Annotated in this window: 21 protein-coding genes; 7 read left to right on the forward strand and 14 right to left on the reverse strand. The window is 52.6% G+C overall.

What is annotated here, in order from left to right; all coding sequences use genetic code 11:
* Nucleotides 1-362 precede the first annotated feature (362 nt).
* Complete coding sequence (locus RC73_RS05455) at nt 363-1007, forward strand: alpha/beta family hydrolase (protein WP_039033709.1); 645 nt, start codon at nt 363-365, stop codon at nt 1005-1007.
* A gap of 2 nt (nt 1008-1009) precedes the next feature.
* Nucleotides 1010-1399 (forward strand): DUF423 domain-containing protein, encoded by a 390-nt coding sequence (locus RC73_RS05460; RefSeq protein WP_039033710.1) that lies wholly within the window; start codon nt 1010-1012, stop codon nt 1397-1399.
* A gap of 180 nt (nt 1400-1579) precedes the next feature.
* On the opposite strand, the gene RC73_RS05465 is transcribed toward RC73_RS05460, so the two are convergent.
* Nucleotides 1580-3718: a M3 family metallopeptidase gene (locus RC73_RS05465; protein ID WP_039033711.1), complete on the reverse strand. Its 2139-nt coding sequence runs from the start codon at nt 3716-3718 to the stop codon at nt 1580-1582.
* Between the two features lie 273 nt (nt 3719-3991).
* Between RC73_RS05465 and RC73_RS05470 the strand changes: the two genes are divergently transcribed.
* Nucleotides 3992-4570: a thymidine kinase gene (locus RC73_RS05470; RefSeq protein WP_039033712.1), complete on the forward strand. Its 579-nt coding sequence runs from the start codon at nt 3992-3994 to the stop codon at nt 4568-4570.
* Nucleotides 4571-4648: 78 nt separating this feature from the next.
* The gene (locus RC73_RS05475; RefSeq protein WP_039033713.1) at nt 4649-5659 is read left to right on the forward strand and encodes a tetratricopeptide repeat protein; all 1011 of its coding nucleotides are present in this window, start codon (nt 4649-4651) and stop codon (nt 5657-5659) included.
* An 18-nt stretch (nt 5660-5677) separates the two neighbouring features.
* Here RC73_RS05475 and RC73_RS05480 read toward each other — a convergent pair whose 3' ends face one another.
* From RC73_RS05480 to barA, 13 genes are all read right to left on the reverse strand, one after another.
* On the reverse strand, nt 5678-6793 hold the full coding sequence (locus tag RC73_RS05480) for an FUSC family protein (protein ID WP_039033714.1): 1116 nt from the start codon (nt 6791-6793) through the stop codon (nt 5678-5680).
* A gap of 205 nt (nt 6794-6998) precedes the next feature.
* A complete protein-coding gene (locus RC73_RS05485) occupies nt 6999-7460 on the reverse strand; it encodes a methyltransferase family protein (protein ID WP_039033715.1) in 462 nt (153 codons plus the stop codon).
* 214 nt (nt 7461-7674) lie between these two features.
* Entirely contained in the window at nt 7675-9066 is a 1392-nt protein-coding gene (locus RC73_RS05490; protein ID WP_039033716.1) for an NAD-dependent succinate-semialdehyde dehydrogenase, read from the reverse strand.
* A 340-nt stretch (nt 9067-9406) separates the two neighbouring features.
* The gene (locus tag RC73_RS05495; protein WP_039033717.1) at nt 9407-10519 is read right to left on the reverse strand and encodes a glycerol dehydrogenase; all 1113 of its coding nucleotides are present in this window, start codon (nt 10517-10519) and stop codon (nt 9407-9409) included.
* A 313-nt stretch (nt 10520-10832) separates the two neighbouring features.
* Nucleotides 10833-11414: a hypothetical protein gene (locus RC73_RS05500; RefSeq protein ID WP_313954992.1), complete on the reverse strand. Its 582-nt coding sequence runs from the start codon at nt 11412-11414 to the stop codon at nt 10833-10835.
* A gap of 154 nt (nt 11415-11568) precedes the next feature.
* Nucleotides 11569-12609 (reverse strand): linear amide C-N hydrolase, encoded by a 1041-nt coding sequence (locus tag RC73_RS05505; RefSeq protein WP_039033718.1) that lies wholly within the window; start codon nt 12607-12609, stop codon nt 11569-11571.
* Between the two features lie 80 nt (nt 12610-12689).
* Nucleotides 12690-13133, reverse strand: coding sequence for a hypothetical protein (locus RC73_RS05510; RefSeq protein ID WP_039033719.1), 444 nt, complete (start codon nt 13131-13133; stop codon nt 12690-12692).
* Nucleotides 13134-13197: 64 nt separating this feature from the next.
* On the reverse strand, nt 13198-13620 hold the full coding sequence (locus tag RC73_RS05515; RefSeq protein ID WP_052248011.1) for a DUF1801 domain-containing protein: 423 nt from the start codon (nt 13618-13620) through the stop codon (nt 13198-13200).
* A 100-nt stretch (nt 13621-13720) separates the two neighbouring features.
* A complete protein-coding gene (locus RC73_RS05520; protein WP_039033720.1) occupies nt 13721-14110 on the reverse strand; it encodes an NUDIX hydrolase in 390 nt (129 codons plus the stop codon).
* 39 nt (nt 14111-14149) lie between these two features.
* Entirely contained in the window at nt 14150-15292 is a 1143-nt protein-coding gene (locus tag RC73_RS05525) for a DUF5694 domain-containing protein (protein WP_052248012.1), read from the reverse strand.
* Between the two features lie 506 nt (nt 15293-15798).
* On the reverse strand, nt 15799-16065 hold the full coding sequence (locus tag RC73_RS05530) for a DUF3319 domain-containing protein (protein ID WP_039033721.1): 267 nt from the start codon (nt 16063-16065) through the stop codon (nt 15799-15801).
* Nucleotides 16058-16666 (reverse strand): YjaG family protein, encoded by a 609-nt coding sequence (locus tag RC73_RS05535; RefSeq protein WP_039033722.1) that lies wholly within the window; start codon nt 16664-16666, stop codon nt 16058-16060. The genes RC73_RS05530 and RC73_RS05535 overlap by 8 nt, the downstream gene beginning before the upstream one ends.
* Nucleotides 16656-19439 carry a two-component sensor histidine kinase BarA gene (barA, locus tag RC73_RS05540; RefSeq protein WP_039033723.1) on the reverse strand — a complete coding sequence of 928 codons (2784 nt, stop codon included), beginning with the start codon at nt 19437-19439 and terminating at the stop codon, nt 16656-16658. The genes RC73_RS05535 and barA overlap by 11 nt, the downstream gene beginning before the upstream one ends.
* 99 nt (nt 19440-19538) lie before the next feature.
* Between barA and rlmD the strand changes: the two genes are divergently transcribed.
* The 3 genes from rlmD (at nt 19539) to mazG (ending at nt 24145) form a co-directional block, all read left to right on the forward strand.
* Nucleotides 19539-20876 carry a 23S rRNA (uracil(1939)-C(5))-methyltransferase RlmD gene (gene rlmD, locus RC73_RS05545; protein WP_039033724.1) on the forward strand — a complete coding sequence of 446 codons (1338 nt, stop codon included), beginning with the start codon at nt 19539-19541 and terminating at the stop codon, nt 20874-20876.
* A gap of 126 nt (nt 20877-21002) precedes the next feature.
* Nucleotides 21003-23213, forward strand: a complete 2211-nt coding sequence (relA, locus tag RC73_RS05550; RefSeq protein ID WP_039033725.1) for a GTP diphosphokinase — start codon at nt 21003-21005, stop codon at nt 23211-23213.
* A 122-nt stretch (nt 23214-23335) separates the two neighbouring features.
* Nucleotides 23336-24145, forward strand: coding sequence for a nucleoside triphosphate pyrophosphohydrolase (gene mazG / locus RC73_RS05555; RefSeq protein ID WP_306295061.1), 810 nt, complete (start codon nt 23336-23338; stop codon nt 24143-24145).
* Nucleotides 24146-24212: the final 67 nt, after the last annotated feature.

Raw genomic sequence — 24212 nt, forward strand, 5'->3', positions numbered from 1 at the left:
AAGGCAGCCTAATTTAGCGAGTGGTGCACTTCGGAGTTGAATTCGCGAGCAATTTGGTAAGCTGAACTGGTTAGATGTTGATTCGACAGAGTTTGATTTCTCTAAACTGGAAAATATTCCAGTGGAACAAAGGTTGATATTTAAACTGGAAGAAGACTTTGGTTTGGTATTTATTCACCAAAGTGTGATTGATTTATTGAAAGAACATGTAAAGACAGTCTGGGTAAGAGGGGTGTAATTGCCACACGGGCGTTTTGGCGTGCTGTTTGTTAATAAATTAATTTGTTAGGTAAGTACAATATTTAATATTGTGGCTTATTCGAATCCAAGCATGAGAATTATTGTATTTTCGGACAGGGTTGATGATGAAATTGAACACTAATTGGCTGCTGGATCAAGGTAAGGACAGTGACACTCTGGTGTTGTTCGCCCATGGTGCCGGTGCCGATATGCACAGCGACTTTATGGCGGATTATGCCGCGCTGTTGGCCGCCAGCGGCCCGAGCGTGCTAAGGTTTAACTTTCCTTACATGGTCAAGCGCAGCGAGGATGGCAAGCGGCGCCCGCCGGACCGGGCACAGGTGCTGCTGCAGTCCTTCGAGCAGACTTTGACAGCTGCGGTTGCCGAGTTTGCGCCCAAGCGACTATTTTTGATGGGCAAATCCATGGGCGGGCGGATGGCGGCCGTACTGGCGGCCAATGATAAACTGGCGATGACCCCCAGCGGCGTTATCTGCCTTGGCTATCCGTTTTTGCCGCCGAAGAAGACCGAGCCCAGACTTGAGCCCCTGTGGGAGTGTGCCTCGCCTCTGCTTATTCTGCAGGGCGAGCGCGACAGCTTCGGCAAGCGCGAGCAGTTGGCCTCCTGGGCGCTGCCCGAGCAGGCCAAAGTACGCTTTATTACCGACGGAGATCATAGTTTTGTGCCGCGCAAGTCGTCCGGAACGGATCTTAAGGCTAACCTGCAGGATGCCGTGAAAGAATCACTTTTATTTATCGGGAGTTAGTTATGCGTAAGGGGTTATTGTTACTGGCGGCCATCAGTGGTTTCTTTGCCGTTGCTTTGGGCGCTTTCGGCGCCCATGGACTCAAGACCATTGCACCTGCCGAGTTGATTGCCATATTCAACCTGGGGGTGGAATATCAGTTCTATCACACCTTTGGTTTGATAGCCCTGGCTTTTGCCGGTCACTGGTTCAAGTCGCGTCTGATTGACTGGGCTGCCGGGCTATTTATCGTCGGGATCTTTATGTTCTCCGGTTCGCTGTATCTGTATGCCCTGACTGGCACCAAGTGGCTGGGCATGGTAACCCCCCTCGGTGGCAGCTGCTTCCTGGTGGGCTGGCTATTGTTGGCGGCAGCGGTATGGCGCCATCGGATGGATGAAACCGGTCTCTGAGTTGATGACTTTCGCAAACAATACGATTTAACTGGTCTCCTGACGTTGCGGCAACTGGATTGTTAGCCAGATAATCGTGACGCTTTTAGGAAACGAATAAAAAAGCACCTTAGGTAACAACCAAGGTGCTTTTTGTTATTTAAGCCACAGAGGTGTCTCTATGGCTTAGGTGAAGGCTTATTAGAGCAGACCGCGACGCTTGAGTAGGGCATCGGTTGTAGGCTCCTGACCACGGAAGTTTTTGTAGGCTTCCATAGGTGGCACGCTGTTACCCACTTCGCGGATAGTCTTGCGATACTTCATACCGATATCCCGCTTGAGGCCGCCTTGGCTCTGCACATAGGCAAAGGCATCGGCTGCCAGGATTTCGCTCCACATATAGGCGTAGTAGCTGGCGCTGTAGCCACCCGGGAAGGCGTGGGCAAAGTAGGTTGACTTGTAACGTGGTGGCACGGCTTCAATATTCAGGCCGTGTTTTTCAAGCGCCTTGGCTTCAAATTCGGCCACATTTTGCAGCGGTGCATCCTTGTCCAGCGAATGCCATTCCATGTCTACCAGGGCGGCGGCCATATACTCCAGGGTGTCGAAGCCCTGGTTGAAACTGCGGGACTTCAGCAACTTGTCCAGCATCGCTTTGGGTAAAGGTTCACCGGTTTGGTAGTGCTTGGCGTAGTTGGCCAACACTTGTGGATGACCGGCCCAGTCCTCTTCGAAGGTGGATGGGAACTCGACAAAGTCACGGGATACTGCAGTACCGGACAGGCTAGGGTAAGTCACCTTGGAGAACATACCATGAGTGCCATGGCCCAGCTCGTGGAACATGGTGGTTACTTCATCATAGCTGACGAAGGTGGCTTCGCCTTCAGGCGCCTTCTTGATGTTCATTACATTGACCACCACAGGCTTTTCACCCTTGAGCAGGTTCTGACTGACGAAAGAGCTCATCCAGGCACCGCCACGCTTGCCTTCGCGGGCGAAATAGTCGCCGTAGAAGATGGCCATGCTGCTGCCATCGGCATCAAACATTTCCCAGGCTTTGACGTCAGGGTGATAAACCGGCAGATCCGGCCGAGGCTTGAAGGTCACCCCATAGAGTTGGTTGAGGGTAAAGAAGACGCCATCTTCCAACACCCGATTGAATTCAAAGTAGGGCTTGAGGCTGGCCTCATCCAGATCATACTTTTCCTGGCGCACCAGCTCGGCGTAGAAGGCCCAGTCCCAAGGTTTGAGCTGGAAATTGCCACCTGTCTTGTCGATCATCGCCTGGATATCGGCGGCTTCTTTCTGGGTGTTGGCGACAACGGCCGGCACCATGGAGCCGAACATTTCATAGACGGCCTCGGGTGTCTTGGCCATCTGTGGGCTCAGGCGGTAGCTGGCCCAGTTATCAAAGCCCAGCAGGGCGGCACGCTCGGCGCGCAGCTGCGCCAGACGAGCCACCAGAGAGGCGGTTTCATTCTCACCTTCAAGACCGCGGTAGGCCGAGGCTTCCCAGATCTGCTTTCTCAGCTCTCGGTTTTTCAGCTGCGTCAGTACAGGCTGGCGAGTGGTGTTGGTGATGCTGATAAGGTATTGACCATCGAGACCGGCGGCCTTGGCATCGGCCGCGGCATTGCGAATGGCCGAGTCGGACAGACCCTCCAATTGGACGACGTCAGTCACAGTTACGGCAATCTCTTTGTTCATCCGCATCAATCGTTGCTGGAATTCGTTCACCAGCTTGGACTGTTCTTCGTTCAGAGCACGGATCTGGGCTTTCTCGCTCTCGGTCAGCTTGGCGCCGGCGAGCACAAAGCGTTGGTGGTACACCTCAATAAGGCGCACTTCTTCGCTGCTCAGGTTCAGTTGCCGACGCTGGGAGTAGAGGCTGTCGATACGGGCAAACAGCTCTGGGTTGAGGTTGACGTTGTCTGAATGGGCCGCCATCTTGGGCGCCATTTCACCCTGAATTTTACGCAGTTCAGGGTTGGAGTTGGAGCTGGTCAGGTTATAGAAAACGCTTGAGGCGCGGTTTAGCAGTTCACCGGACTTTTCCAACGCCACGATAGTGTTGGCAAAAGTGGGTTTCTCTGGATTGTTGGCAATGGCCAGCACTTCCTGGTAGTGCTCGGCGATACCGGCTTCCAGCGCAGGCTTGAAGTGTTCATCTTTGATTAGCCGAAAATCCGGAGCCTGATATTGCAAGGTGCTCTTGGCAAAAAGTGGGTTGTTTTGGGTGGCTTCAGCACTTGCCAGATTGGTATCCTGAGGCGTGTGGGTACTGCAGCCAGAAATAGCCAGAGTGGCGCCAACGGCCAGCGCCAGAAGAGATTTTCGCATTGATATGACTTCCATCTTTAGTTATGAGTTTTTTAGCGCAATTTAGCACTTGTTGCTTAAAAGTGGCTGAATTTGATGATTATAGCCTACCTAATCCGGATGTTTATATGCCAGAGGCTGATTGAGATAGAAGTGTAACAAATTGATTTTAATGAGTAGATTTAGTGAATGCTGAATCAATTCCCAAGTTTGGCCGCAAGGGGCACGCGTCCTGTATTTATGTGGTAAAAAGTGTAAAATTGCGGCCGGAATTTTTCTCAGGGGAGAGCCGTTTTGGCGCAACTTTATTTCTACTATTCGGCGATGAATGCCGGAAAATCCACCTCTTTACTGCAGTCATCCTATAACTATCGTGAACGCGGCATGCACACCCTGGTGATGACCCCGGCGATAGATGACCGTTTTGGCGTGGGAAAGGTCGCCTCCAGGATAGGTATTGAATGTGATGCACGCATTTTTGCCCATGACGATAATCTACTTGAGATGATCCGCGCCGAACATGAGCGCCAGCCTCTGCACTGCGTGCTGTTTGATGAATCCCAGTTCCTCAGTAAAGAGCAGGTCAAGCAACTGGCTTATGTGGTCGACATCCTGGATATTCCCGTACTCTGTTACGGTTTGCGTACCGATTTCCAGGGCGAACTGTTTGTCGGCAGCCAGTACCTGTTGGCCTGGGCCGATAAGCTGGTAGAGCTGAAAACCATCTGTCACTGTGGTCGCAAGGCCAATATGGTGATCCGTCGTGACGGTTCAGGCAACCCGGTACGAGAAGGTGAACAGGTAGCCATAGGTGGCAACGAGAGTTATGAGTCTGTATGTCGCAAGCATTATCGCGAACTGATTTGGGATTGATGCCAAGACGCAGTATTTGAAAACTCGAAAGATACAAATTTAATCGCGAAAAGCCAAAGATATAAAGAAAGGAAGCTTATGTCGTCCAGTTCTCTCATCGTAAATCGTCTATGCTGGCGGGTGTTGCCGGGTTTATTGTTGAGTCTGTCACTGGGCTCAAGCCTGTTGCAACATGCTGTCGCCGGGCAGAAAGTGCCAAACTCAGAAATTAAAGTGATTCAAAAGCTTATTTTTGAAAGGAAGATGGCAGAGGCGGCGCCCAGACTGGATTCGGCCATAGCAAATTACCCGGACTCCGCTCGGCTGGCATTTTTGCTTGGGCAGCTTTATTACTTCAGCAATCTCCCCAATTACCCCAAGGCGGTGGCGGCCTATGACAAGGCCGAGTCCGTGCTGTCCAAGGACTCTGAGCTGTATTTTTTCCGCGCCGCAGCCAAGGCTCAGGTGCTGTCCGCTTATTCCCAGCGCCTGAGCCCGGACTATATCGGCGCACTGGCCGATTACCGCAAAGCTGAGGCTTTGGGATCGGAGCGGGATCTCAGGTTGGATATTGCCAGGGCAATCTATGAAACCCGGAACTATCCGGCGGCGCTGGAACAGATAAACCGTTATCTCAATAACCAGCCTCAGCTTTGGGCCGATGGCCAGATGCTTAAAGGCAATATCCTGGCACAAATGGGCCAGCATGAGGCGGCGCTCAAGAGTTATCAACGCGCTGCGAGGCAGTATGACTATCTGGATAAGCTGCAGTTCTATCAGGCCGTCAGCTTGCGGGCGTTGGGACAATCTGATGAGGCTATGGCGCAGCTCGATAAGGGATTAAAGCGTCAGGGCCGTGCGTATTTTCAGCTTGTCTATCTCAAAGCCATGCTGAGCTATGAGCAGAAACAATACCAAGAGGCGGCCCTGTTGTACCAACAGCTGATTGAAAGGCGCCGGGACTGGGCCTTACCCTTACTCGGCTATTACAACAGCTTAAGCCAGATGGGTGAGGGACCCATCAGCATCAGCCATATACTGGATTTGGCACTCAAGCTCGACCCCGAGGTGGTGATCCACTTTCATCAGCAGGATCTGTTGCGACTGTAACGCCCGGCAATTGACGGGTTAATCGGGAATATCCAACTGGCGCTGGGAAGATGCTTTGCGCTTATAGGCCAGATCCAGGCTGGCCAGCTCGCCATGAATGGCCAGCAGTGCCTGGGCCAGTTGATAGATAAGCCAGCTGTAACCGCTGAGCGCAAAGTCTTGATGGGCCGCTTCCGGCGAGTCGTCGCTCGGCTCAGATGGCAGTTGCTTTAGTAGCTGTTGCTGCAATTGATAACCAAGTCCCAGGGGGAGTTTGGGACAGTCGGGTGTGTTGCCGGCCACATAGTCTGCCAGATAGGCGAACTCTCGCTGTAGCCCACTGGCCACCTGTTTGACTCTGGCGTAAGCCGCATCTTCTTCGGCCTTCCAGCGGGTGAGCAGTAGCAGCTCCAAAAGAGTGATCACCCTTATCTGTTTGTTGGCCAGCTCGGTCAGAGTAGCGGCCTCTTTCTTTAATGTTTGGCTTTCCCATTCCAGCGAAAAAAGCAGCTTTTTCTGCGCCAGCACCGCCTTCATTGCCGTCTCCAGCGATTTACGGGCATTTTCCGGCTCTTCCTGGCCGGCATTGAGATGTTGTTCCAGTACTTGGGTCATGATTTTCAGTGAGCTTGCCAGCTGGGCCCGCCAGTCTTGTTTGGCCTTGATTGGCAATACAAACAGGGAGACCAGCACGGCAATCACGCATCCGATAAGAATATTGGCGGTACGCCACAGAGCTTCCGAGGTGTCGTGGTTGGCGTCACCTATCACTATAATCATGGTGAATCCCGCCACCAGATAGGCATAGCTGTAACGGCCGGCGTTGAGATAACAGACTATGCTGACCCCGAGGATCAGCAACCCCATCAGATCCCAATAGCCATTCATCAAGATCACCAATGAGACCCCGTAAGCCGAGCCCAGGCAGGTGCCTATGGCCCGCTGCAGTGATTTTTCGATAGCGCCGCCCACTTGTGGCAGGCCCATCATGATGATCACTATGGTGACCATGCTCCAGACAAAGTGAGGCAGGGACCAGATGGCATTGATGGCGGCGGCAATAAACAGCGCCAAGGCTAGTTTTACCGTATGTACGGCACGGGAATGGCGGTAGATAAAATCGGCGAAGGCGGAGGCTCTGGCAAACAGGGGCATGGCAGTGTCTCAAAAATATGTGGTTGACCGTCAGCATCAATTATGCCAGAGATGTGCAGCGATAGCGTCTCGGGTATGAGCTAAAGATGCAAACTGGGAAGCTGAATTAGCGGCGGATAATATGGTTGTGAACTGGGTCACAGCCATAGTGCTGTGGGAGCAAGCATCTTAGGGGCAGCTATGCTTTCCTTCGCCAAATAAGCGGCTAAATCCAGCGCCTGACTTTTTGACAATACAAGCGGTAGCTGTCACCAAAGAGTTGCTGCATTGCCCTTTCTTCCGGAAGGATCTGAAAGCGTTGCAAATAGGCAACAAAAAGGGCGATTAAAAACAGTAACCATAGGCAGTTGAGAAAGACGGCCTGTGCCAGCAGCAAGAATACAAACCCCAGGTACATGGGGTTGCGTGAGCAGCGGTAAATACCTGAGGTCACCAAGGCCGAACTCTGTTCGGGCACCCTGGGATCCGGCGTGGTTCCATGGCGTTTGAAGCTCAGTACTCCAGCCAAAGGAATAACCAGCCCAGCAGTTAACAGAGAAACAGCGAGCCCCAAACTAAAGGTCGGATGCAGGTTTGAAGAGGGCAAATAATAGGATGTTAGCTGCAACAGTAGCGCAAACAGCAGCAAGAGCGCCAGGGGCGGCAGTTTCTTTTCCAGTCCGGACATGAATTACGCGGTTTTGAGTATTAGGTATCGGTTAAGATGACATGGGCAAGGTACTGAATACAAGGGTCATACCATTGGTTATTCCGCTTTGGGCGCTGCCGCGTTCTGTGCTTTGTGCCGAAACCTGTCAGTTTGCAAGTCGATTTGATTGTGGCGATAAAAGACCCGGCCAGGTGACCGGGTCTTAATCTAATCAAGTATGCTTCAAGCGAGATCAGAAGGGGGCGTTGATATCCACCACGTTGATCAGCTTGTGGTTAACGAACTCTTTCAATCCGAGGTCTATCAACTCACGACCATAGCCGGAGCGGCGGATACCGCCAAAGGGCAAATCAGCCTTAACCATGGTGGGATGGTTCACAAACATCATCCCGGTAGAGACTTGCTTGGCTACCGCCAGACCGCGTTGTTCATCGGCGGTGAACACAGAGCCACCGAGGCCGAAGGGCGAGTCGTTGGCAATGGCAATCGCTTCCTGTTCATCCTTGGCCTTGAGGATCATTGAGACAGGGCCGAAGAACTCCCAATAGTAAGCCGGGTTGTCCGGGGTCACATTGGTAAGTATGGTTGGCTGTACAAAAGCGCCTTGCTCCGGCACTTTGGGGCCAACTTCGGTGGCTGTGGCACCATGCTCAACCGCTTCACGAATTTTTTGCTTCACTTCATCGGCAGCACCCTGGGAAGACAGAGGTGCCAGAGTCGTATTCGGATCCATAGGGTCACCGGCTTTAAGCGCGGCTACGCCTTTGGTATAGCCTTCCATGAACTTGTCATAGATGGCTTCCACCAGGATCATCCGTTTGGATGAAACACACACCTGACCGGCGTTCCAGTGACGGCCGAATACCGCCCAATCTATGGTTTTCTCAAGCTCGGCATCTTCCAGCACGATAAAGGCGTCAGAGCCGCCCAGTTCCAGGGTGGATTTTTTCAGTGCCTTACCGGCCTGAGAGGCAATAACGGCGCCTGCACCTTCAGAGCCGGTCAGTGCCACGCCATGTACCTTGGGTGAGTTGATGATCTGCTCGACTTGATCCCGGGTAGCATACAGGTTCTGGAAGGCTCCCTGTGGTAGGCCGGCATCCCGCATCAGGCTCTCGAAAGCGGCGGCGCACTGAGGCACATTGGAAGCGTGTTTCAGCAGCAGGGTGTTGCCGGCAGAAAGTTGCGGTGCCAAGATCCTGGCTATCTGGTAATAGGGGAAGTTCCAGGGTTCAATGGCCAGCAAGACCCCAAGAGGTTCATTGACCAGCAGCGCTTCCCCTTCGGCGGGATCGGCCACCGGCAGTTTCTGTGGTGCCAGCAGTCTCTCGGCATGCTGGGCATAGTATTCGAGGATCTGCGCCGACAGTTCGACTTCAGCTTCGGCCTCTCCAATGACTTTACCCATTTCCAGGGTCAGCAGTTCGGCGTAACGGCGCTTGCTGTCTCTGAGCAGGGTTGCAGCCCGATTGAGTATTTCAGCTTTGTCGGTAAAAGAGGTATTGCGCCAACTTAAAAAGGCCTGGTGGGCCGACTCAATTGCCTGTGTGACTTCGGCGTCAGTGGCATTGGGAAATTCTTTGATGAGCTCTCCCGTGAAGGGATTAATTGTTGCATATGCCATGTGTTCCTCCCAGCGTTGCAAGTAATAGGGTATTGACGCCAACTCCTGGCATCGGGTGAAAATGTTTGAAGTTATCGTGGGTTCTGCCCCTCAGGGGCGAGTGGCAAAAAAAGCTCAAACCTTTCTACGCTTTAAATGGCGATGTTTGTGTGATCTTGGTCACGTCGGCAGTCTGATGTCTACCGGTTGGTGATTTTTAATCCTTTCTTGTTAGTTCTTTGTTTTTAAAAAACTTAAAAACAGCAGCGGTTAACAAAAGTGCAACCTATCGCCTTGTTCTTGCGTGAGGAAAGATGCAACCCCTCCCTTTCGGGAGAGGGGTTGTGCTGTTTGTATATCGTCAGTTTCGGTGGCTATAGCGCTCGGCCATGGCGTTGGCTGCGATCATCGCCTGATAAACATCATCGGCACTGACAGCCATAGGCATATTGCCCATGGTATCGCCTTCGGCACAGGCAATTTCGGCAACTTTACGCCACTCCTCCTCACGGAAGTGTTTCAGCCCCATATCCGCCAAAGTCAGCGGTAAACCTGCGGTTTTAATGATACGGACAACATTGTCGATTTCGCTCTGTGGGGCGTTTTCCAGCACCAGTTGGGTCAAGAGGCCAAAGACCACCTTTTCGCCATGCTGGGCACCATGCAGATCGGCAACCGCCGACATGCCGTTATTGACGGCGTGCGCTGCCGCCAGGCCGCCGGCTTCGGCACCAACACCGCTTAAATAGATGGTTGCCTCTATGGTTTGCTCCAGCGCCGGGGTCACTATTTTGTTGTTTACCGCATCCATGGCGGCGGCCACGTTTTCACTCAGCAATTGATAGCACAGTTGTGCCAGACCAAGACCGGTACGCGAAGGCTTTTTTAGCACCAGGTTGACACCATCGGCTTGATAACAGGCCCTGGCTTCAAAGTAGGTGGCCAGAGCGTCGCCTATGCCTGCAGCAAAGAAACGCGCCGGCGCGGCGGCGATGATGCTGGTGTCGGCAATCACGGCATCCGGATTCTGTGGCAGGAACAGATAGCGTTCAAATTCACCCGCTTCGGTATAAATCACTGATAAAGCCGTACAGGGTGCATCGGTTGACGCTATGGTGGGGTACAGGACAACAGGGTGCTTAAGATGGAAGGCAACGGCCTTGGCGGCATCCAGTGTCTTACCGCCGCCGACACCGACAATGACGTTGGCGTGGGCTTGTTCAGCCAGGGCGACAAGGCGCTGGATCTCGACTTCACTGCACTCGTAGTTGAATTTTTCCAGTTGGTTGCTGATGCCGTTTTGCTCAAGCCCCGTCAGGGCTTCATCCTCAAGCCTGCTGAGAATAAACTCATCGGCGATAATAAAAGCATTGTCGCCGAAGTCATGTACATATTCATGCATTTTTGACAATAAGCCTTTGCCAATAATGAACTTTTTGGGAGATGTGACGGTACGTGGAACTGCTGTGCTCATATGGCCTCCATTACGTTCAGACTCGGATCCTTGTTCATAGAGACTCTATCACAGCTAAGATTTAAAGCTATGGCGCAATTGTCTGGTTTTTGTTGTTTTGGTGGCGATAAAAACTGGTTTTTGGTTTGAGTGTCTAATTGGGTAACTGGGATTTCTCTTTTATTTGGTGAGTCTGTGGCGCCTGTAGCCAAGTCCTTGGCGAGCAAGGGGAGGGGAGAGCGGCGGTAAGATCCCAACAGTGATTGAGCTTTGCTTAAGCTGGTGGCAGGTAATGGATAGCCGCCACCTTTTCTAGCGGAATGACGTTCAGCCGTTATCCATTTCCTTTAGGAGAGGATTGGCGGCATTGGTTCAGCAGGGTTTGCAGGTGGCCACCGAGTTGCTGATCCTTAATATCAGTGCCGTTTTTCAGTAGCTGTTCGACATCTGCCAAAGCCTTGTCTATTCCCTGGGATTCGATAAGTGTGCTGACATAGGCGGCGAGATCCGCACCCTTATTCAGTAGTGCGGCCGCGTTTTCAAAGCTGAAGCCTTGCTCCAGTAGCTGTTGAATTTGGCCGAGCAGCTCGCTGACCCTGGCGGGCTCTGCCAGGACGCCATCGACCTGGATCAGTTCACCAAGCGGATCGTGACTGAGCTTTTCAGCGACGCAGGCGGTCATTGAGCTGACCTCGGCGCTGCGATTGATGGCATCCAGACCTTGAGAGCGGATCTGCTCAATGGCTTGTTGTAACTCTTGATCTTTGGCGAGCCACTGCTGCTCCAGTTGTGTCTTTTCATCTGCGGCAAACCAGCCGCAGCCGGAGAGTGAGCCAAGGGCCAGGGCCGAAAACATCCAGAGTACAGTTTTTTTGGCGGGGAAATATTTTTTGCCTAAGGTGTTGGACTGCTTCATCCACAGGACTCCTGCAAAGGTTCTTAGAGTTCACAGTATCAGCTATCAGCCTTAAGCCGGGCTGAACAGTTTGAGTCCTTTATTCGGTAGGTGCATTCAATAGCAGGTTGGGCAAGGCAGACTGGGAGTCTTAGGCTCCCAGTCTATTTAGAGATTAAAGCCCCACGAACGTAAAGGGCTTGGCCGTGACAAAGTCTTGCAACGCATTACCTGAGTAGATGCTGCTGTTGTTGATGGCCAGCTTTTTCACTTCTTGCAGCTTACCAAAGTCGATGCCTTTCATATCGACCCAGAAGGTGTTGGGGGTCAAGGCGGTTTCAAAGTAATACACCCGATTTTTATGATCAGAGACCGAGCGCCAACGGGTCGAAGAGATATTCGGTTCGGTCTCGGAAGCTATACCGAAAGGCACAGAGGCGTTACGTATGACGCTGAAGGCGCCGGCAACCGCCACCCGGGTATTGGCAGTCTTGGGAATGGCATCCATATAGAAAGAGGCCCTGACAAACCGGTCGGCGGCGCGGTTGGTTCCAGGCAACATGGTAAAGCCGCCAATCTGCTGCCAATACTGGTTCAGTGCCAGTTGCTGCTCGAAGATGGGGGAGTTGGTCATGACCCGGTACTTTGGATCGTGATGGATCACCAGCTTGCCGTCTATGTACTCGAATATGGCGCTGTCACCTGTGGCATCGGAAATCGACAGATGCAGGGTGGCAAAGCGTTGAGTACCGGGAATATTGGCGGAAACCACTACAAAAGGCTCGGCTCTCAAAGCATCGACGGCTTCGGCGACAGTGGCAAAGTTATCCAGCACATATTGCACCCAGGCGGCGACCGACAAGCCTTTTCGTTTACCCTGGTACTCGGGATAACTCGACTCTGCCAGCCAGAGCAGATTGGCCACCAGACCTTTTTCATTCATGCCGTCGGTGCTGGAGATATCAAAGGCGCTGGTGATCAGGCTGCCGTAGCGTGAGGTCCAGGTGACTGAGTTGTCGCCGACTGCCCCATGACGCAGCATGCCGCGGGGAAACAGCCACAGGCTCGCCGGGATCTCGTCGCGCCAGTCCATGGAGCGGGCGGTGATCACCAACTGCTGTTCGCCGTGATAGACGGCGCGGGTGCAGGCCTGCGCAGTAGTGCCGAAAACCAGGATTAAGGCGCTGCTGATTAAGGTGATGAGTTTCCGATTCATAGTGACTTCCCTGTTTGATTGTTAAAGAGAGTTAAAGGTGTTGAACGCGTACTGGCAAGCCGGGTTGTTAATTCTGCCCATCAGTGCTGTCTCAGGTGAAACAGTGCCTCCAGGCCAGGGTTTTCTGTGTCATGCCCCGGATGATACAGGTAACAGCTGATGCGGGCATAGTTATCCAAATCGCCGCGCCAAAGGCAGCTGGCTTCAATATCCCGCTCTTGTTGCTGAAAGCGGATCCTAAGTACCTTGGCATCGCCGTTCAGCACTGGCTCTATCGCCGCAGTCCCTTGAATGCTTAAGCCTTCTATCTCCCGGTGTACCTTAAGTTCGCCGCCCTGCTCATAAATGCTCATCTTGCCGGTGTAGCTGGCATTTGAATCAATGGCTTTGCCAACCAGCTGATAATTGCCCTGTAGATACTGCTTAAAAAGCTCATCCGTTTCGGCAAATGCCGCGGGCGCCAGGCAGAGGGAAAATAAGGGCAAACATAATATCGCTAAACGGCGAATAAACGGGTTATTCATTGATCTTCCTTAGATTTGTATATCTTTAGCTTGGTGTATCTATGCTGCCGCTGTGGCAGCCCTTTTAGCGCTTTGATTGTTTCAGTGCCTTGTTGTGGTTGAAGTCGGCAGCGGCGCTTATCAGTGCCTTGAAAGCCGTTTCATCCAAAGATTGGCCCTGGGTAATATCTATGGCTCTACGCTGTTTGCCCTCAAGGCCAGCATTAAACAGTTTGTGGGGATCCGCCAGCGAAGCGCCATTGGCAAATGTGAGTTTTAATTTGGCTTTGTATGACTCGCCGGTACAGAGTATGCCTTGGCTTGACCATACAGGTACACCGGACGGGTTGGTTGGCTTTACCCATTTGCACTCTTCAACTACCTCGGGAATAGCGGCCTTGATAAGTTCACGGATATGGCCAAGCATCTCGGCGCGCCAGCCGCCCAAGGCAGCAATTTTATGGTCGATAGAAACGCTACCGTCAGTTTGTTGCCGTTTTTTGTCCATTTGTGTTCTCCCTGGCTCGCTTGCGAGTGCGAGCCTGACTCTGTGTTATCTGGCGGCTGGATAGACCAAGTTGGACAAGGCTGCTTTAGCAAACGTCGATTCAATGGTCACAGTCAAGCAGTCTTGCAATCGCCTGCTGCGCCGCCGGTGCGCATTTTGCCATATCTGCTATACCTATCCACTCCTGACTTTCTATCTCGGCGGCAGAATTGATGTTGCCACTAAAGCCCGCGCTGAAACAGTGCATCGTCAGCTCAGTGTTCTCAAGGCCAAAGGCCTTATCCGTGATGCTGAATCTGTAGCAAATGGTGCTTTGCTGCAGTTCTATGCTGAGTTCTTCCTTTAACTCCCGAGTCAGGGCTTGTTCAAGGGTTTCACCCGGTTCAGGTTTGCCGCCGGGAATAAAGAATTTATCTTTGCCCTTGGATTTGACACACAAGACTTCAGCGTTTTTCTCATGTAGCCAGGCGACACTTTGTAATTGTTTCATGGGGTTCCTTGTTGACAACTAAAACCAGCCATTGGCTCTTTAGTGGTTGTCATGTGGACTTTTGGGGGGAGTAAAATACTGCTGCGGCTGGATCAGTTTAACCCCTAACATATTGGCCAAATACTGCTCCAGAAACACCTTGTGGCTGGCTCCGACTATCACCAGCACCCGACCTCCAGGGTTAGCCGCCACCACGCGCATTATGTGGGAGCTCATGTTGAGATTGCGTATCTCCCAAAGGGCAACCCGGGAGAGCGCCGCATCCGGGGGTAAATCTTTATCGATAAACAGGCTCCACTCCTGGTCAATGACGGCCGTCTGGTACTCCTGGCTGTTTAGCCAGGAAAAGAGCGGCAACCAGTTGCCTGTTTCAAGCGCCTCTGTCTTCAGTCTTTGTGGCTTGTTGATATAGTCGCTTTTGGCCAAAGCGGCGGCATGGGGCGACTGATTGTAAGACTCCAGCAGTCGCGCTTCGATGGGGCGGTAGAGATCTTTATCCAGATGATCATCTATCGGATAAATCCGCTTGAGCTTCAGTGTCATGGCCAGGTTGTTGCCAAGGGTGTTTTTCTCGTTATTGCTCGAGGCAAGTTGCTCCAGATAGTGCTGCAACTCGGTGGAAATAGTTGAACTCGCTGCGGTTTTGTCCAAATAATGCCAGTGCAGCAGGGCTAACTCTTTGTGATAGGCGGCAACGGCTAACTTGATGAGCCTTGCTCGCTGCACAGGTTCAAGGCTTGTTTCGTCCAATAAGGGCTCCAGACTCTCAAGCGCCTTTTGCGCCGAGAGTCGCAACGCCTGCTGCTCTTTTATCGCCAGCGCCAGAAATCTTTGTCCCACAAAATGATCCAACACAGTTTGATACTCGCCAGAGCCGTTGATCATGGCCGCGATATCCTGTGGCCGCAGTGACTCCACCGCTATGGCCGTAGGCTGGTAACGGGAGAGGGGCTCAAGGATGGAGGATAGCGAGCTGCTGTCCAATTGCTGTTGAATACTGCTTAGGTGCAGGGTGCCGAGTATCATCACCTGGGTCTTGGGCTGGCTTTTGCTACTGAGTCTTTGCAGTGCATGTTCAGACCCTGGCGCTTGATCGGCGACAGTGTCTGCTTTGGCCGTTTTTATATGGGCAATACCCGATGCCGACAGGCAGATAAGAAAAAGCAGCGCTTTAATGGTCAAGTTGAGTCTCCCTAAAGTGATTGTTTTTGGCTAATACCTGAGATGGTAGAGATATAACAATACTGGCCGTAGAGAAACTTCTGGTTAACTTTTCACACAGAGACTATTGGATGATGCTGATGAACTAAGCATCTTGAATTCCGCCAGACAGTATGTTGAGTTGATTTATTGCAACTGGGAGAGATGACAAACTTCCCTGTTACTTGGTGGATGATCCTGAGGGCATCCCATCTAGCCTTCACGTCCCGGCCTAAAGCGGTTGCTTTACATCAAGCTTTATGTCGCTTCTTAGGTTTGGACCTTATGGGCTGAAGTTAAGCTATCCATTGCCAATATGGTTTCAGAGTAATTGATAGCCAGGAGGGAGACAAGAATGATTTGATTAAATTCAAGGCCCTGGAGAGCCAACCCTTCAAAGCATCCAAACCGCAAAAGGGCAGGGTTTATGGATGTTGGATATGCTTGAAATAGATAAACCCTAAGCCGGACTATTTGCCCGTCCGGCCTTATGGTTTACTGCTTTTGCGGAAATGTTGCTTTGGGGAGAGCTGTTTATTTCTTGTCTTCCCTTGGGGAGCCGATGAATTGTCTGTGACCTGCTGATCAGTCATTCTGGGCTGTGGCAATACCCCCAACTCTTCAAAGAAGTTGATTTGCCTTCTCAGTTCGAACAAAGAGCCGGTGCGGCTGGTCTGGCCTATGGTCAGGGTCCAGCTGTCGGTAAGGCCATCGGTATTACTGAGGATATAACCGCGATAAACCAGCTTACGCATCTTGTTGAACGCTTATTCCTATGTTGGATACGCCGTTCATGACGATTTCCTTGCGCAGTGCTTTGACAAAATCTGCGGTTATCTGCGGGTTTTCCTCGATAATTTCCAGCAAGGATGCCTGCAACTCGCGCTCTTCCTGCATCACTTCGTGGCTGAAGACAAAATCGTCCAATGCTTCACCGTCCAATTCGGGATCGGCAATGGCTTCAATATAGTTGGCGACAGTACCGGATGACAACTTGGAGATATTGGTGATGTCGTCTTCCACCTTGCTTTCCAGCGCGCCAAGCAGTGAACTGAGCGCCACAGCAGCATCCATGGCAGGGTAGACTCCATAGGCATCGAATTGGGCCGGTTCCGGGGTGTTTTCTTCCAATTTAGCCATCTGCAGCTCAAGGTTCAACTTGAGTTTGCGGTCATATAAAGACTGCCACAGCAGGTTGAGCACAGTATCCAATACTTGGGGATCGCCGAACTCACACACTTCGGAAAACAGTTGGTAGTTGGGGTACATACGTTGGCATAATGCCACGGCAAAGAGTTTTTTTTGCGGCAGTTCCAGTGCCTTCAGGCGTTTAAAGAAGCCAGGTTTAGTTGTCATCGGTTAAATCCATCGAAAGTTGGGATATCACTTGTTTTGCCGCGGATTCTACCTTAGTTAGCTCATCAAGTAACTCCAGTATTTCCGGCTCCAGCTCGGTAATGTTATTGCCTTGCTTGAGACCGCCTTCCACGGTCTGACAGAGTTTTTGCAATGTCGGTACGCCGCAGTAGCAACAGGCACCGTGCAGTTTGTGAACACAGGCCTTCATTTCGTCTACGTCATTTTGTTCCAGTGACTCTTGTATGGTGGCTCTGGTTTTGGGCATGGAATCAATCAACATTCTGAGCATATCCAGTGCCAGATCCTGCTTCTGGTTGGCCTGGGTCAAACACAGTTCCCAGTTGAGAGTATGTTGATCAAAATGAGTAAACTTGGGCCGGGTGATCCAGCGACTGATCACTCCTTTCAGTGCGGCTTCATCGATAGGCTTGGGCAGATAGCCGTCCATGCCACTATTGAGGATCCGCTCGCGCTCCTCATTGATGGCATGAGCCGTGACCGCGACTATCGGTGTATTACGATTCAGCGAGTCCTGACGGATGAGCCGGGTGGCGGTAATACCATCAGTCCCCGGCATTTGAATATCCATAAAGATCAAATCAAAACTGCGTTTTTTGGCAAGGTTGACCGCCTGCTCGCCATTACTGGCCGTGGTTACTCCTGTAACCAGTTCATCGAGTAGGGTGTCAATCAGCTTGAGGTTGGCCGGGTTATCATCCACCGCCAGCACATTGAGTTTGTGGCGCTGCTGCGGCTCTACCAATTGGGGACGGGCGGGTTTGAGTTCCGACTCCTGTGGCAGATAAATCATATTGCGTGCCATCAGGTATTCGCTGGCGGGGATACTCAACACCAGATCCACCGCGGGACGGATATAACGCTCCAACGCTTCCTGGTCATGGCAGTCAAATAGGGCGATAAGGGCCTCGGTGACTTGTCTGGCGCTCTTAAGTACTGACTGCAATTGTGATGGACCATCGAAGCCGTGACAACCGAGCAGCACATAGTCGAAATGTGCCTTGTTCTGAGCAAGCTCGGCTTCCAGTTGCGGCACAGTGTGGACACTGTTGACCTGCATCTGCCAATGTTGCAGGCGGCGGTTGAGCACAGAGCGGGTCAAGGGTCTGGGTTCAAACAGCAATACCGTCTTGGCGCTAAGCTGTTCCAGTGGCAGTGGTTCACCTATGGAGAATTGGCTGGTCATCAGTGGTAAGGTAAACCAGAAGGTAGAGCCTTTGCCCACCCTGGAACTGAAGCCTATCTGGCCGCCCATCTGATTAATGAGGCGCTTGGTTATCACTAATCCAAGACCAGTACCGCCAAAGCGGCGGGAGATGGATGAATCGGCCTGGCCAAACGCCTGGAACAGCAACTCCTGCTGACTCTCCTCAATGCCAATCCCCGTATCCGATACCTCACAGTGCAGCAGCAATTTGTCTTCTTTGATGTTGCTGATATCTACCTTCAACAGCACACTGCCCTGATCGGTAAACTTGATGGCATTACCCACCAGATTGGTAATGATCTGGCCAACCCGCATGGCGTCTCCGCTAACGGCATCCGGCACTTCCGGGGCTACATCCACGACCAGTTCCAGCCCTTTTTCGTGGGCGGAACCGGACAGCAGCATCAGGGTGTCATCCAGGGTTTCCCTGAGGGCGAATGGCATGGTTTCCAGCACCATCTTACCGGCTTCCAGCTTGGAGAAGTCGAGGATGTCGTTGATGATCCCCAGTAGGTTGGTGGCACTGCGTTCAATGGTACGAATATATTCCATCTGGCTGGCGTGCAGCGGCGTTTTCAATAGTTGACGGGCAAAACCTATCACGCCATTGAGCGGCGTTCTTAGCTCGTGGGACATGTTGGCCAAGAATTCGGATTTTATCCGGCTGGCTTCCAGTGCCCGTTTCTTGGCCAAGTCCAGTTCGACGTTCTGAATTTCAATCTGTTCCAGGGTTTCCCTGAGATCCGAGGTCGCCTGATCGATATTTTGCTGCATCTCGTCGTGGTATTCCGACAAGGAGCCCGCCATGGCGTTAATCCCCCGTTTGAGCAGATCCAGCTCACCGATGAGATTACCCTCCAGTCGGGTATCCAGCTTGCCCTCACGGATTTTGGCCACCACCCGCACCATGTCGGTGATCGGCTGAGTGACATTCTTTACCAGGCGGAAGGTGAACAGCAGATTCAGCTGCACCCCGATAAGCACTATGATAAAAGCCGCCACCGCGGCTCTGTGCTGTTCCAGCAGCGCCTTTTCCTTGTTGAGCAGCAAAGAGATATAGCCCAGGGGTTTTTCATTGAAGCCGGGAGCGTCGTCTATCGCCAGCAGACTACCGGCAGCGAAAATCGGTGCCCTAAGCACCAGGCTGTCGCCTAGCTGATCGTATTCGGTGCGGGCCAGATCCGAGATGGCGCCCTTGTAGCGCATGATCTCAAAGTCTTTGTGATAATGGGAGGTGACAAACAGCTGGTTGTCGGCATCGAAGATGGCGATGGATTTCACCAAGGTCGACTTGTTGAGCTGAGCCGCGGCGAGCAGGCGTTTGGTGGCTTCGCGGTTGTTGGCAGCCAGGCCTATCTCGCTGGCGATGGCCAGCGGCTCTATGATATTACTGCCCTGTTCTATGAGCGTATCTTCAAGCTCATAAAAGCGATTTATGGTAAAGTAACTGCCCAGAAGAATACCGACCAAAATGGTAGGAGCCAGGGCCAATACCAGCACCCAGGATCTGAGGCTGTACTTGGTCATGTTATTCGCACTGTTCATGGGCGGTATAGGTATTCCAGCTAGTTTGTTTTACGGCTATAGATAGACTGCCAGATATCCCGGCGTCTTTGCCAGTTTTTTATTGTTTCAGGGGCCTAGATGGCACAATTTTTTAGAGAAAAACCAAACAGATCCAAGAAAGTCTCCGCAAAACTGTCACTCACGGCTTCCGGATTGGATCATCAGGGTGCCGGGATCGGTCAATATCAGGGCAAAGTGGTGTTCATTTCCGGCTTATTGCCCGGTGAGAGCGCCGAGGTGCAGCTCACCGAACAAAAAAAGAACTATGCCAGGGGTAAACTCATCCGCATCAGCCAAACATCCCCGGAGCGGGTTGAACCCCAATGCCCCCATTATGCGCTTTGCGGCGGCTGCGATCTGCAACACTTGTCAGATTTGAGCCAGCGGCAGCACAAGCGCCGGGCCCTGGCCGAGCTGTTTGCCAAGCTCTCTGGCTTATCCGAACTGCCGGAGATAGGCGAGTTGGCTTCTGCCCCTTGGCATTATAGACGCAAGGCCAGACTGGCGACCTGGTATGACAAACAAAGTCGCGAATTCACCCTGGGGTTCAGGGCTAAATCCAGCAGTAAGGTAGTTGCCATCGGCGAATGCCCTGTGTTGGCGGCTTCGTTGTCTGAGCTGATAAAACCGTTGGCGGCGCAACTGGCGCACCTGCAGGGTGTGGCTCAGCTTGGTCATGTGGAGCTGATTGAAACCGAAGCCGGTCGTTTTGTGGTGCTGAGAATTACCCGGCCACTGGTGAATAAAGACAAGGAAAAGCTCAAGGCCTTTGCCGGGCTGCAAGGATTGCAGTTGGTGCTGCAGGACAATCAGGGCGAGTGTGAATATCTTGCGGGCAGTCAGCCAAGCTACCGCTTGCCCGGCGTCGATGGCGATGAGCTGACGCTTAAGTTTAATCCGGGGAATTTTATTCAGGTCAACGGCGAAGTGAACCGCGCCATGGTGGCCAAGGCCATAGATTGGCTGCAACCCAAGGCCGGTGAGCACATACTGGATCTCTTTTGCGGCATGGGTAACTTCAGCCTACCGCTGGCGGCCACCGGCGCCAGGGTCACAGGTGTCGAGGGTGTGCCCGCCATGGTTGAGCAGGCCAGGCAAAATGCCAAACAAGCCGGGCTTGAAGGTGTGCAGTTCTTTTGCGCCGATCTTAGCGCCGACCTTTCGGCCGAGCCCTGGCTTGGCAAGGTGGATAAGCTGCTGCTGGATCCCGCCCGTGCCGGGGCCTATGAGACGCTTTCTTACCTGAAAAACATCGCGCCAGAGCGAGTAGTGTATGTTTCTTGCAATCCGGCGAGCCTGGCGCGGGACAGCGTGTTATTGCTCGCGCAAGGCTATCGCCTGGAGCGCCTCAGTGTGTTGGACATGTTCCCTCAGACTCATCACACCGAAGCCATGGCATTGTTTGTGCGGAATTGATGCTTTTATTGTCTATCGAGTCAATTTTATCAATAAAGGTACTCACGGGGGTTTGACATACCATCGGGTATGCTCAAGATAGGGAGTCTTGTTGAGTCTGTTAATCGGACACTAAAGGAAGGTGAGATGGTATCTGTTCGCGAAGCACACTTTAAGGATCCTGATTTCAATCTGAATGAGTGGGTTAATCGTTATGTGGCCGACTCCGCCGATGCCGGGCGTTTGTTGGAGCTGATAGCCAAGGTGGAAGCACTGCCTATGGGCAAGTGCAAGCGTCCTAAAGCCGAGCTTCAGGCCAAGGCGCGGGAGATGATAGAGATCCTCGCGCCGCTCAACATGGATATCGAAACCCTGCAGGCCGCCATCTTATTTGTGTTTTTCGAGGTGGGCATAGTCGATGAAGCCAAGCTCACTGAAGACTTTGGTCCCGAGTTGGCTACCTTGGTCAACAGCGTCAAGACCATGGATGCCATAGGTGCACTCAAGGTGGGCAATGACAGCCGCAGCAGTGAGCCGCAAATCGACAATATCCGCAAGATGTTGCTGGCCATGGTGGAAGATGTACGCGCCGTGGTGATAAAACTGGCCGAGCGGGTATGCCTGCTTAGGGCCGTGAAAAACGACGATGAAGAAACCCGGGTATTGCTGGCCCGGGAAATTGCCGACATCTACGCGCCGCTGGCCAACCGTTTGGGTATAGGTCAGCTCAAGTGGGAGCTGGAGGATATCTCGTTTCGTTATCTGCATCCCGAAACCTATAAAGAGATTGCCAAGCAGCTGGACGGCAAGCGCCTGGACCGAGAAGTCTTTATCGACAACTTTGTCAATCAGTTGCAAACGCGGCTGGATGAAGAAGAGATTCGTGCCAAGGTTTATGGTCGTCCCAAACATATCTACTCCATCTGGCGCAAGATGCGCGGCAAGCAGCTTAAATTTGACGAGCTGTTTGATGTGCGTGCAGTGCGAATCGTCACCGACCGGCTGCAGGACTGCTACGGCGCGCTCGGTGTAGTGCATACCCTTTGGCACCATATTCCCAGAGAGTTTGACGATTATATTGCCAACCCCAAACCCAACGGTTACCAGTCGATTCACACTGTGGTGGTGGGACCGGAGGGCAAGACAGTCGAAATCCAAATTCGCACCCAGCAGATGCATGAAGATGCCGAACTCGGGGTGGCGGCTCACTGGAAATATAAAGAGGGTAATCACTCCGGTAAACAGAGTGGCTACGAAGAGAAGATCAACTGGCTGCGCAAGATTTTGCAATGGCAGGAAGATGTGGTCGAGAGCGGCAACCTGGTGGAGGAGATCCGGGCTCAGGTCTTCGAAGACAGGGTCTATGTGTTTACCCCGTCCGGCGAAGTGGTGGATTTGCCAGCCGGCTCAACCGTGCTGGACTTTGCCTACTATATCCACTCTCAGGTGGGCCACAAGTGTATTGGCGCCAAGGTCGATGGCCGCATAGTGCCGTTTACTTATCAGGTGGAAACCGGTGAGCGCATCGAGATTATCACCTCCAAGCATCCCAATCCGAAGCGCGATTGGCTCAACCCCAACCTGGGTTATATCAAGACCTCCAGAGCCCGCAGCAAGATCCAACACTGGTTCAAGCAGCAGGACAGGGACAAGAACCTGGTGGCCGGACGCGAGATGCTGGAAGCCGAACTGGCGCGGGTGGGGCTGACACTCAAGGATGTCGGCAGCGCAATTGAGCGCTTCAACATGACCAACATGGATGACCTGTTGGCGGCCATAGGTGGCGGCGATGTGCGCCTCAACCAAGTGGTCAATCATGTACAGAGCCGACTCAGGACTCAGGAGCCTTCCGACGAAGAGGCGGTGGAAGAGCTGGTCAAGAAAGGTCAGCAGAAGCCCATAGGTGCCAATCGCGGCCAGATAGAGGTCAATGGTGTCGGTAATCTGATGAGCCATCTGGCGCGCTGCTGTCAGCCGGTGCCCGGGGATGAGATTTTCGGTTTTATCACCAAGGGACGCGGTATTTCGGTGCACAGAGCCGATTGTGAGCAGGTCAAGGAACTGATGCGTGCCCATCCCGAGCGGGTAGTGGATGTGGTCTGGGGCGAAAACTACTCCGGCGGCTACAAAATCCGTATTCGAGTGGTGGCCAATGACAGAACCGGTCTGCTGCGGGATCTCACCTCTGTGCTGGCGGCGGAAAAGTCCAATGTGCTGGCGATGAGTTCCTCATCGGATCTCAAGAACCAGACTGCGGCCATTGAACTTGAGATGGAGCTTTATAACCTCGACGGTTTGTCCAGGGTTATCTCCAAGCTGACCCAGATAGACGGGGTAATAGAAGCCCGCAGGCTCTGAGGCCAGTTCGGTATTCGACCGGTATTTAAAACAGGACGCATAGGTTGCGTCCTGCTGTTTTTTAAGACTTATCAAAGAGTCGTTGGATTGGTAAGCGTATTAGCAACAAAGGAGTAACGGCGGTGGCGGCAGATATCAATGCATTGCTTGAGATTATGGCAAAGCTCAGGGACCCTGAGCTGGGTTGCCCATGGGACAGGGCGCAGGATTTTGACTCCATAGTGCCCTACACCCTGGAAGAAGCCTATGAAGTGGCCGACGCCATAGAGAGCCGCGACTGGCAGGAGTTACCTTCTGAGCTTGGCGATCTGCTGTTTCAGGTGGTGTTCTATTGCCAGCTTGGCAAGGAAAAGGGCTGGTTTGATTTCGCCACTGTGCTCGAGCGGATATGTAACAAGCTTATCAATCGTCATCCCCATGTGTTTGCCGCCGATACCGACTTGAGTTTTGACTCGGCGCCGGATGCCAAGAACAACTGGGAGCGCATTAAAGCGGCCGAGCGCGCCGGGCGCGAGCTGCACTCAGTGCTGGACGATATTCCCAAGGCGCTGCCGGCGTTAGCGCGGGCGGGTAAGATCCAAAAGCGGGTCGCCCGGGTAGGGTTTGATTGGCCCGAGCTTGAGCCTGTAGTCGACAAGGTACAGGAAGAGATTGAAGAGGTGTTGCACGAAGCGCGTCAAGCCACGCCGGATAAGGCCAGGGTTGAGGATGAAGTGGGCGATTTGCTGTTTGCTGCGGTGAATCTGGCGCGCCACTTGGGGGTGGATCCCGAGCAGGCCCTCAGAGGAGCCAATAACAAGTTTGAGCGGCGTTTTCGAGCTGTCGAGCAAAAAGCCAATGCCAGCGGCAAGCCGTTTGCAGAACATGATCTGCAGGCACTGGATGCTTATTGGGATCAGGTCAAGCGTGAAGAGCGCGGTGAAATCCAGTAGCAGGTTAAGCCTGGATTAAAAATGCGCGAATGAGATCAGCGCGTAAAAATTATCTTCATTCCTGTTT

This window comes from Shewanella sp. ECSMB14102 (genome assembly GCF_000813075.1).
GTDB classification, from domain to species: Bacteria; Pseudomonadota; Gammaproteobacteria; order Enterobacterales; family Shewanellaceae; genus Shewanella; species Shewanella indica.

Bases quoted from the DNA above. Each gene is read 5' to 3' on its own strand.
- RC73_RS05495 (WP_039033717.1), bottom strand. From the start codon at position 10,519: ATGAGCACAGCAGTTCCACGTACCGTCACATCTCCCAAAAAGTTCATT.
- relA (WP_039033725.1), top strand. From the start codon at position 21,003: ATGGTATCTGTTCGCGAAGCACACTTTAAGGATCCTGATTTCAATCTG.
- RC73_RS05505 (WP_039033718.1), bottom strand. From the start codon at position 12,609: ATGAATCGGAAACTCATCACCTTAATCAGCAGCGCCTTAATCCTGGTT.
- RC73_RS05500 (WP_313954992.1), bottom strand. From the start codon at position 11,414: ATGAAGCAGTCCAACACCTTAGGCAAAAAATATTTCCCCGCCAAAAAA.
- RC73_RS05520 (WP_039033720.1), bottom strand. From the start codon at position 14,110: ATGAAACAATTACAAAGTGTCGCCTGGCTACATGAGAAAAACGCTGAA.
- RC73_RS05460 (WP_039033710.1), top strand. From the start codon at position 1,010: ATGCGTAAGGGGTTATTGTTACTGGCGGCCATCAGTGGTTTCTTTGCC.
- RC73_RS05490 (WP_039033716.1), bottom strand. From the start codon at position 9,066: ATGGCATATGCAACAATTAATCCCTTCACGGGAGAGCTCATCAAAGAA.
- barA (WP_039033723.1), bottom strand. From the start codon at position 19,439: ATGAACAGTGCGAATAACATGACCAAGTACAGCCTCAGATCCTGGGTG.
- RC73_RS05475 (WP_039033713.1), top strand. From the start codon at position 4,649: ATGTCGTCCAGTTCTCTCATCGTAAATCGTCTATGCTGGCGGGTGTTG.
- RC73_RS05515 (WP_052248011.1), bottom strand. From the start codon at position 13,620: ATGGACAAAAAACGGCAACAAACTGACGGTAGCGTTTCTATCGACCAT.
- RC73_RS05530 (WP_039033721.1), bottom strand. From the start codon at position 16,065: ATGCGTAAGCTGGTTTATCGCGGTTATATCCTCAGTAATACCGATGGC.
- rlmD (WP_039033724.1), top strand. From the start codon at position 19,539: ATGGCACAATTTTTTAGAGAAAAACCAAACAGATCCAAGAAAGTCTCC.
- RC73_RS05535 (WP_039033722.1), bottom strand. From the start codon at position 16,666: ATGACAACTAAACCTGGCTTCTTTAAACGCCTGAAGGCACTGGAACTG.
- RC73_RS05485 (WP_039033715.1), bottom strand. From the start codon at position 7,460: ATGTCCGGACTGGAAAAGAAACTGCCGCCCCTGGCGCTCTTGCTGCTG.
- RC73_RS05465 (WP_039033711.1), bottom strand. From the start codon at position 3,718: ATGCGAAAATCTCTTCTGGCGCTGGCCGTTGGCGCCACTCTGGCTATT.
- RC73_RS05455 (WP_039033709.1), top strand. From the start codon at position 363: ATGATGAAATTGAACACTAATTGGCTGCTGGATCAAGGTAAGGACAGT.
- RC73_RS05510 (WP_039033719.1), bottom strand. From the start codon at position 13,133: ATGAATAACCCGTTTATTCGCCGTTTAGCGATATTATGTTTGCCCTTA.
- RC73_RS05480 (WP_039033714.1), bottom strand. From the start codon at position 6,793: ATGCCCCTGTTTGCCAGAGCCTCCGCCTTCGCCGATTTTATCTACCGC.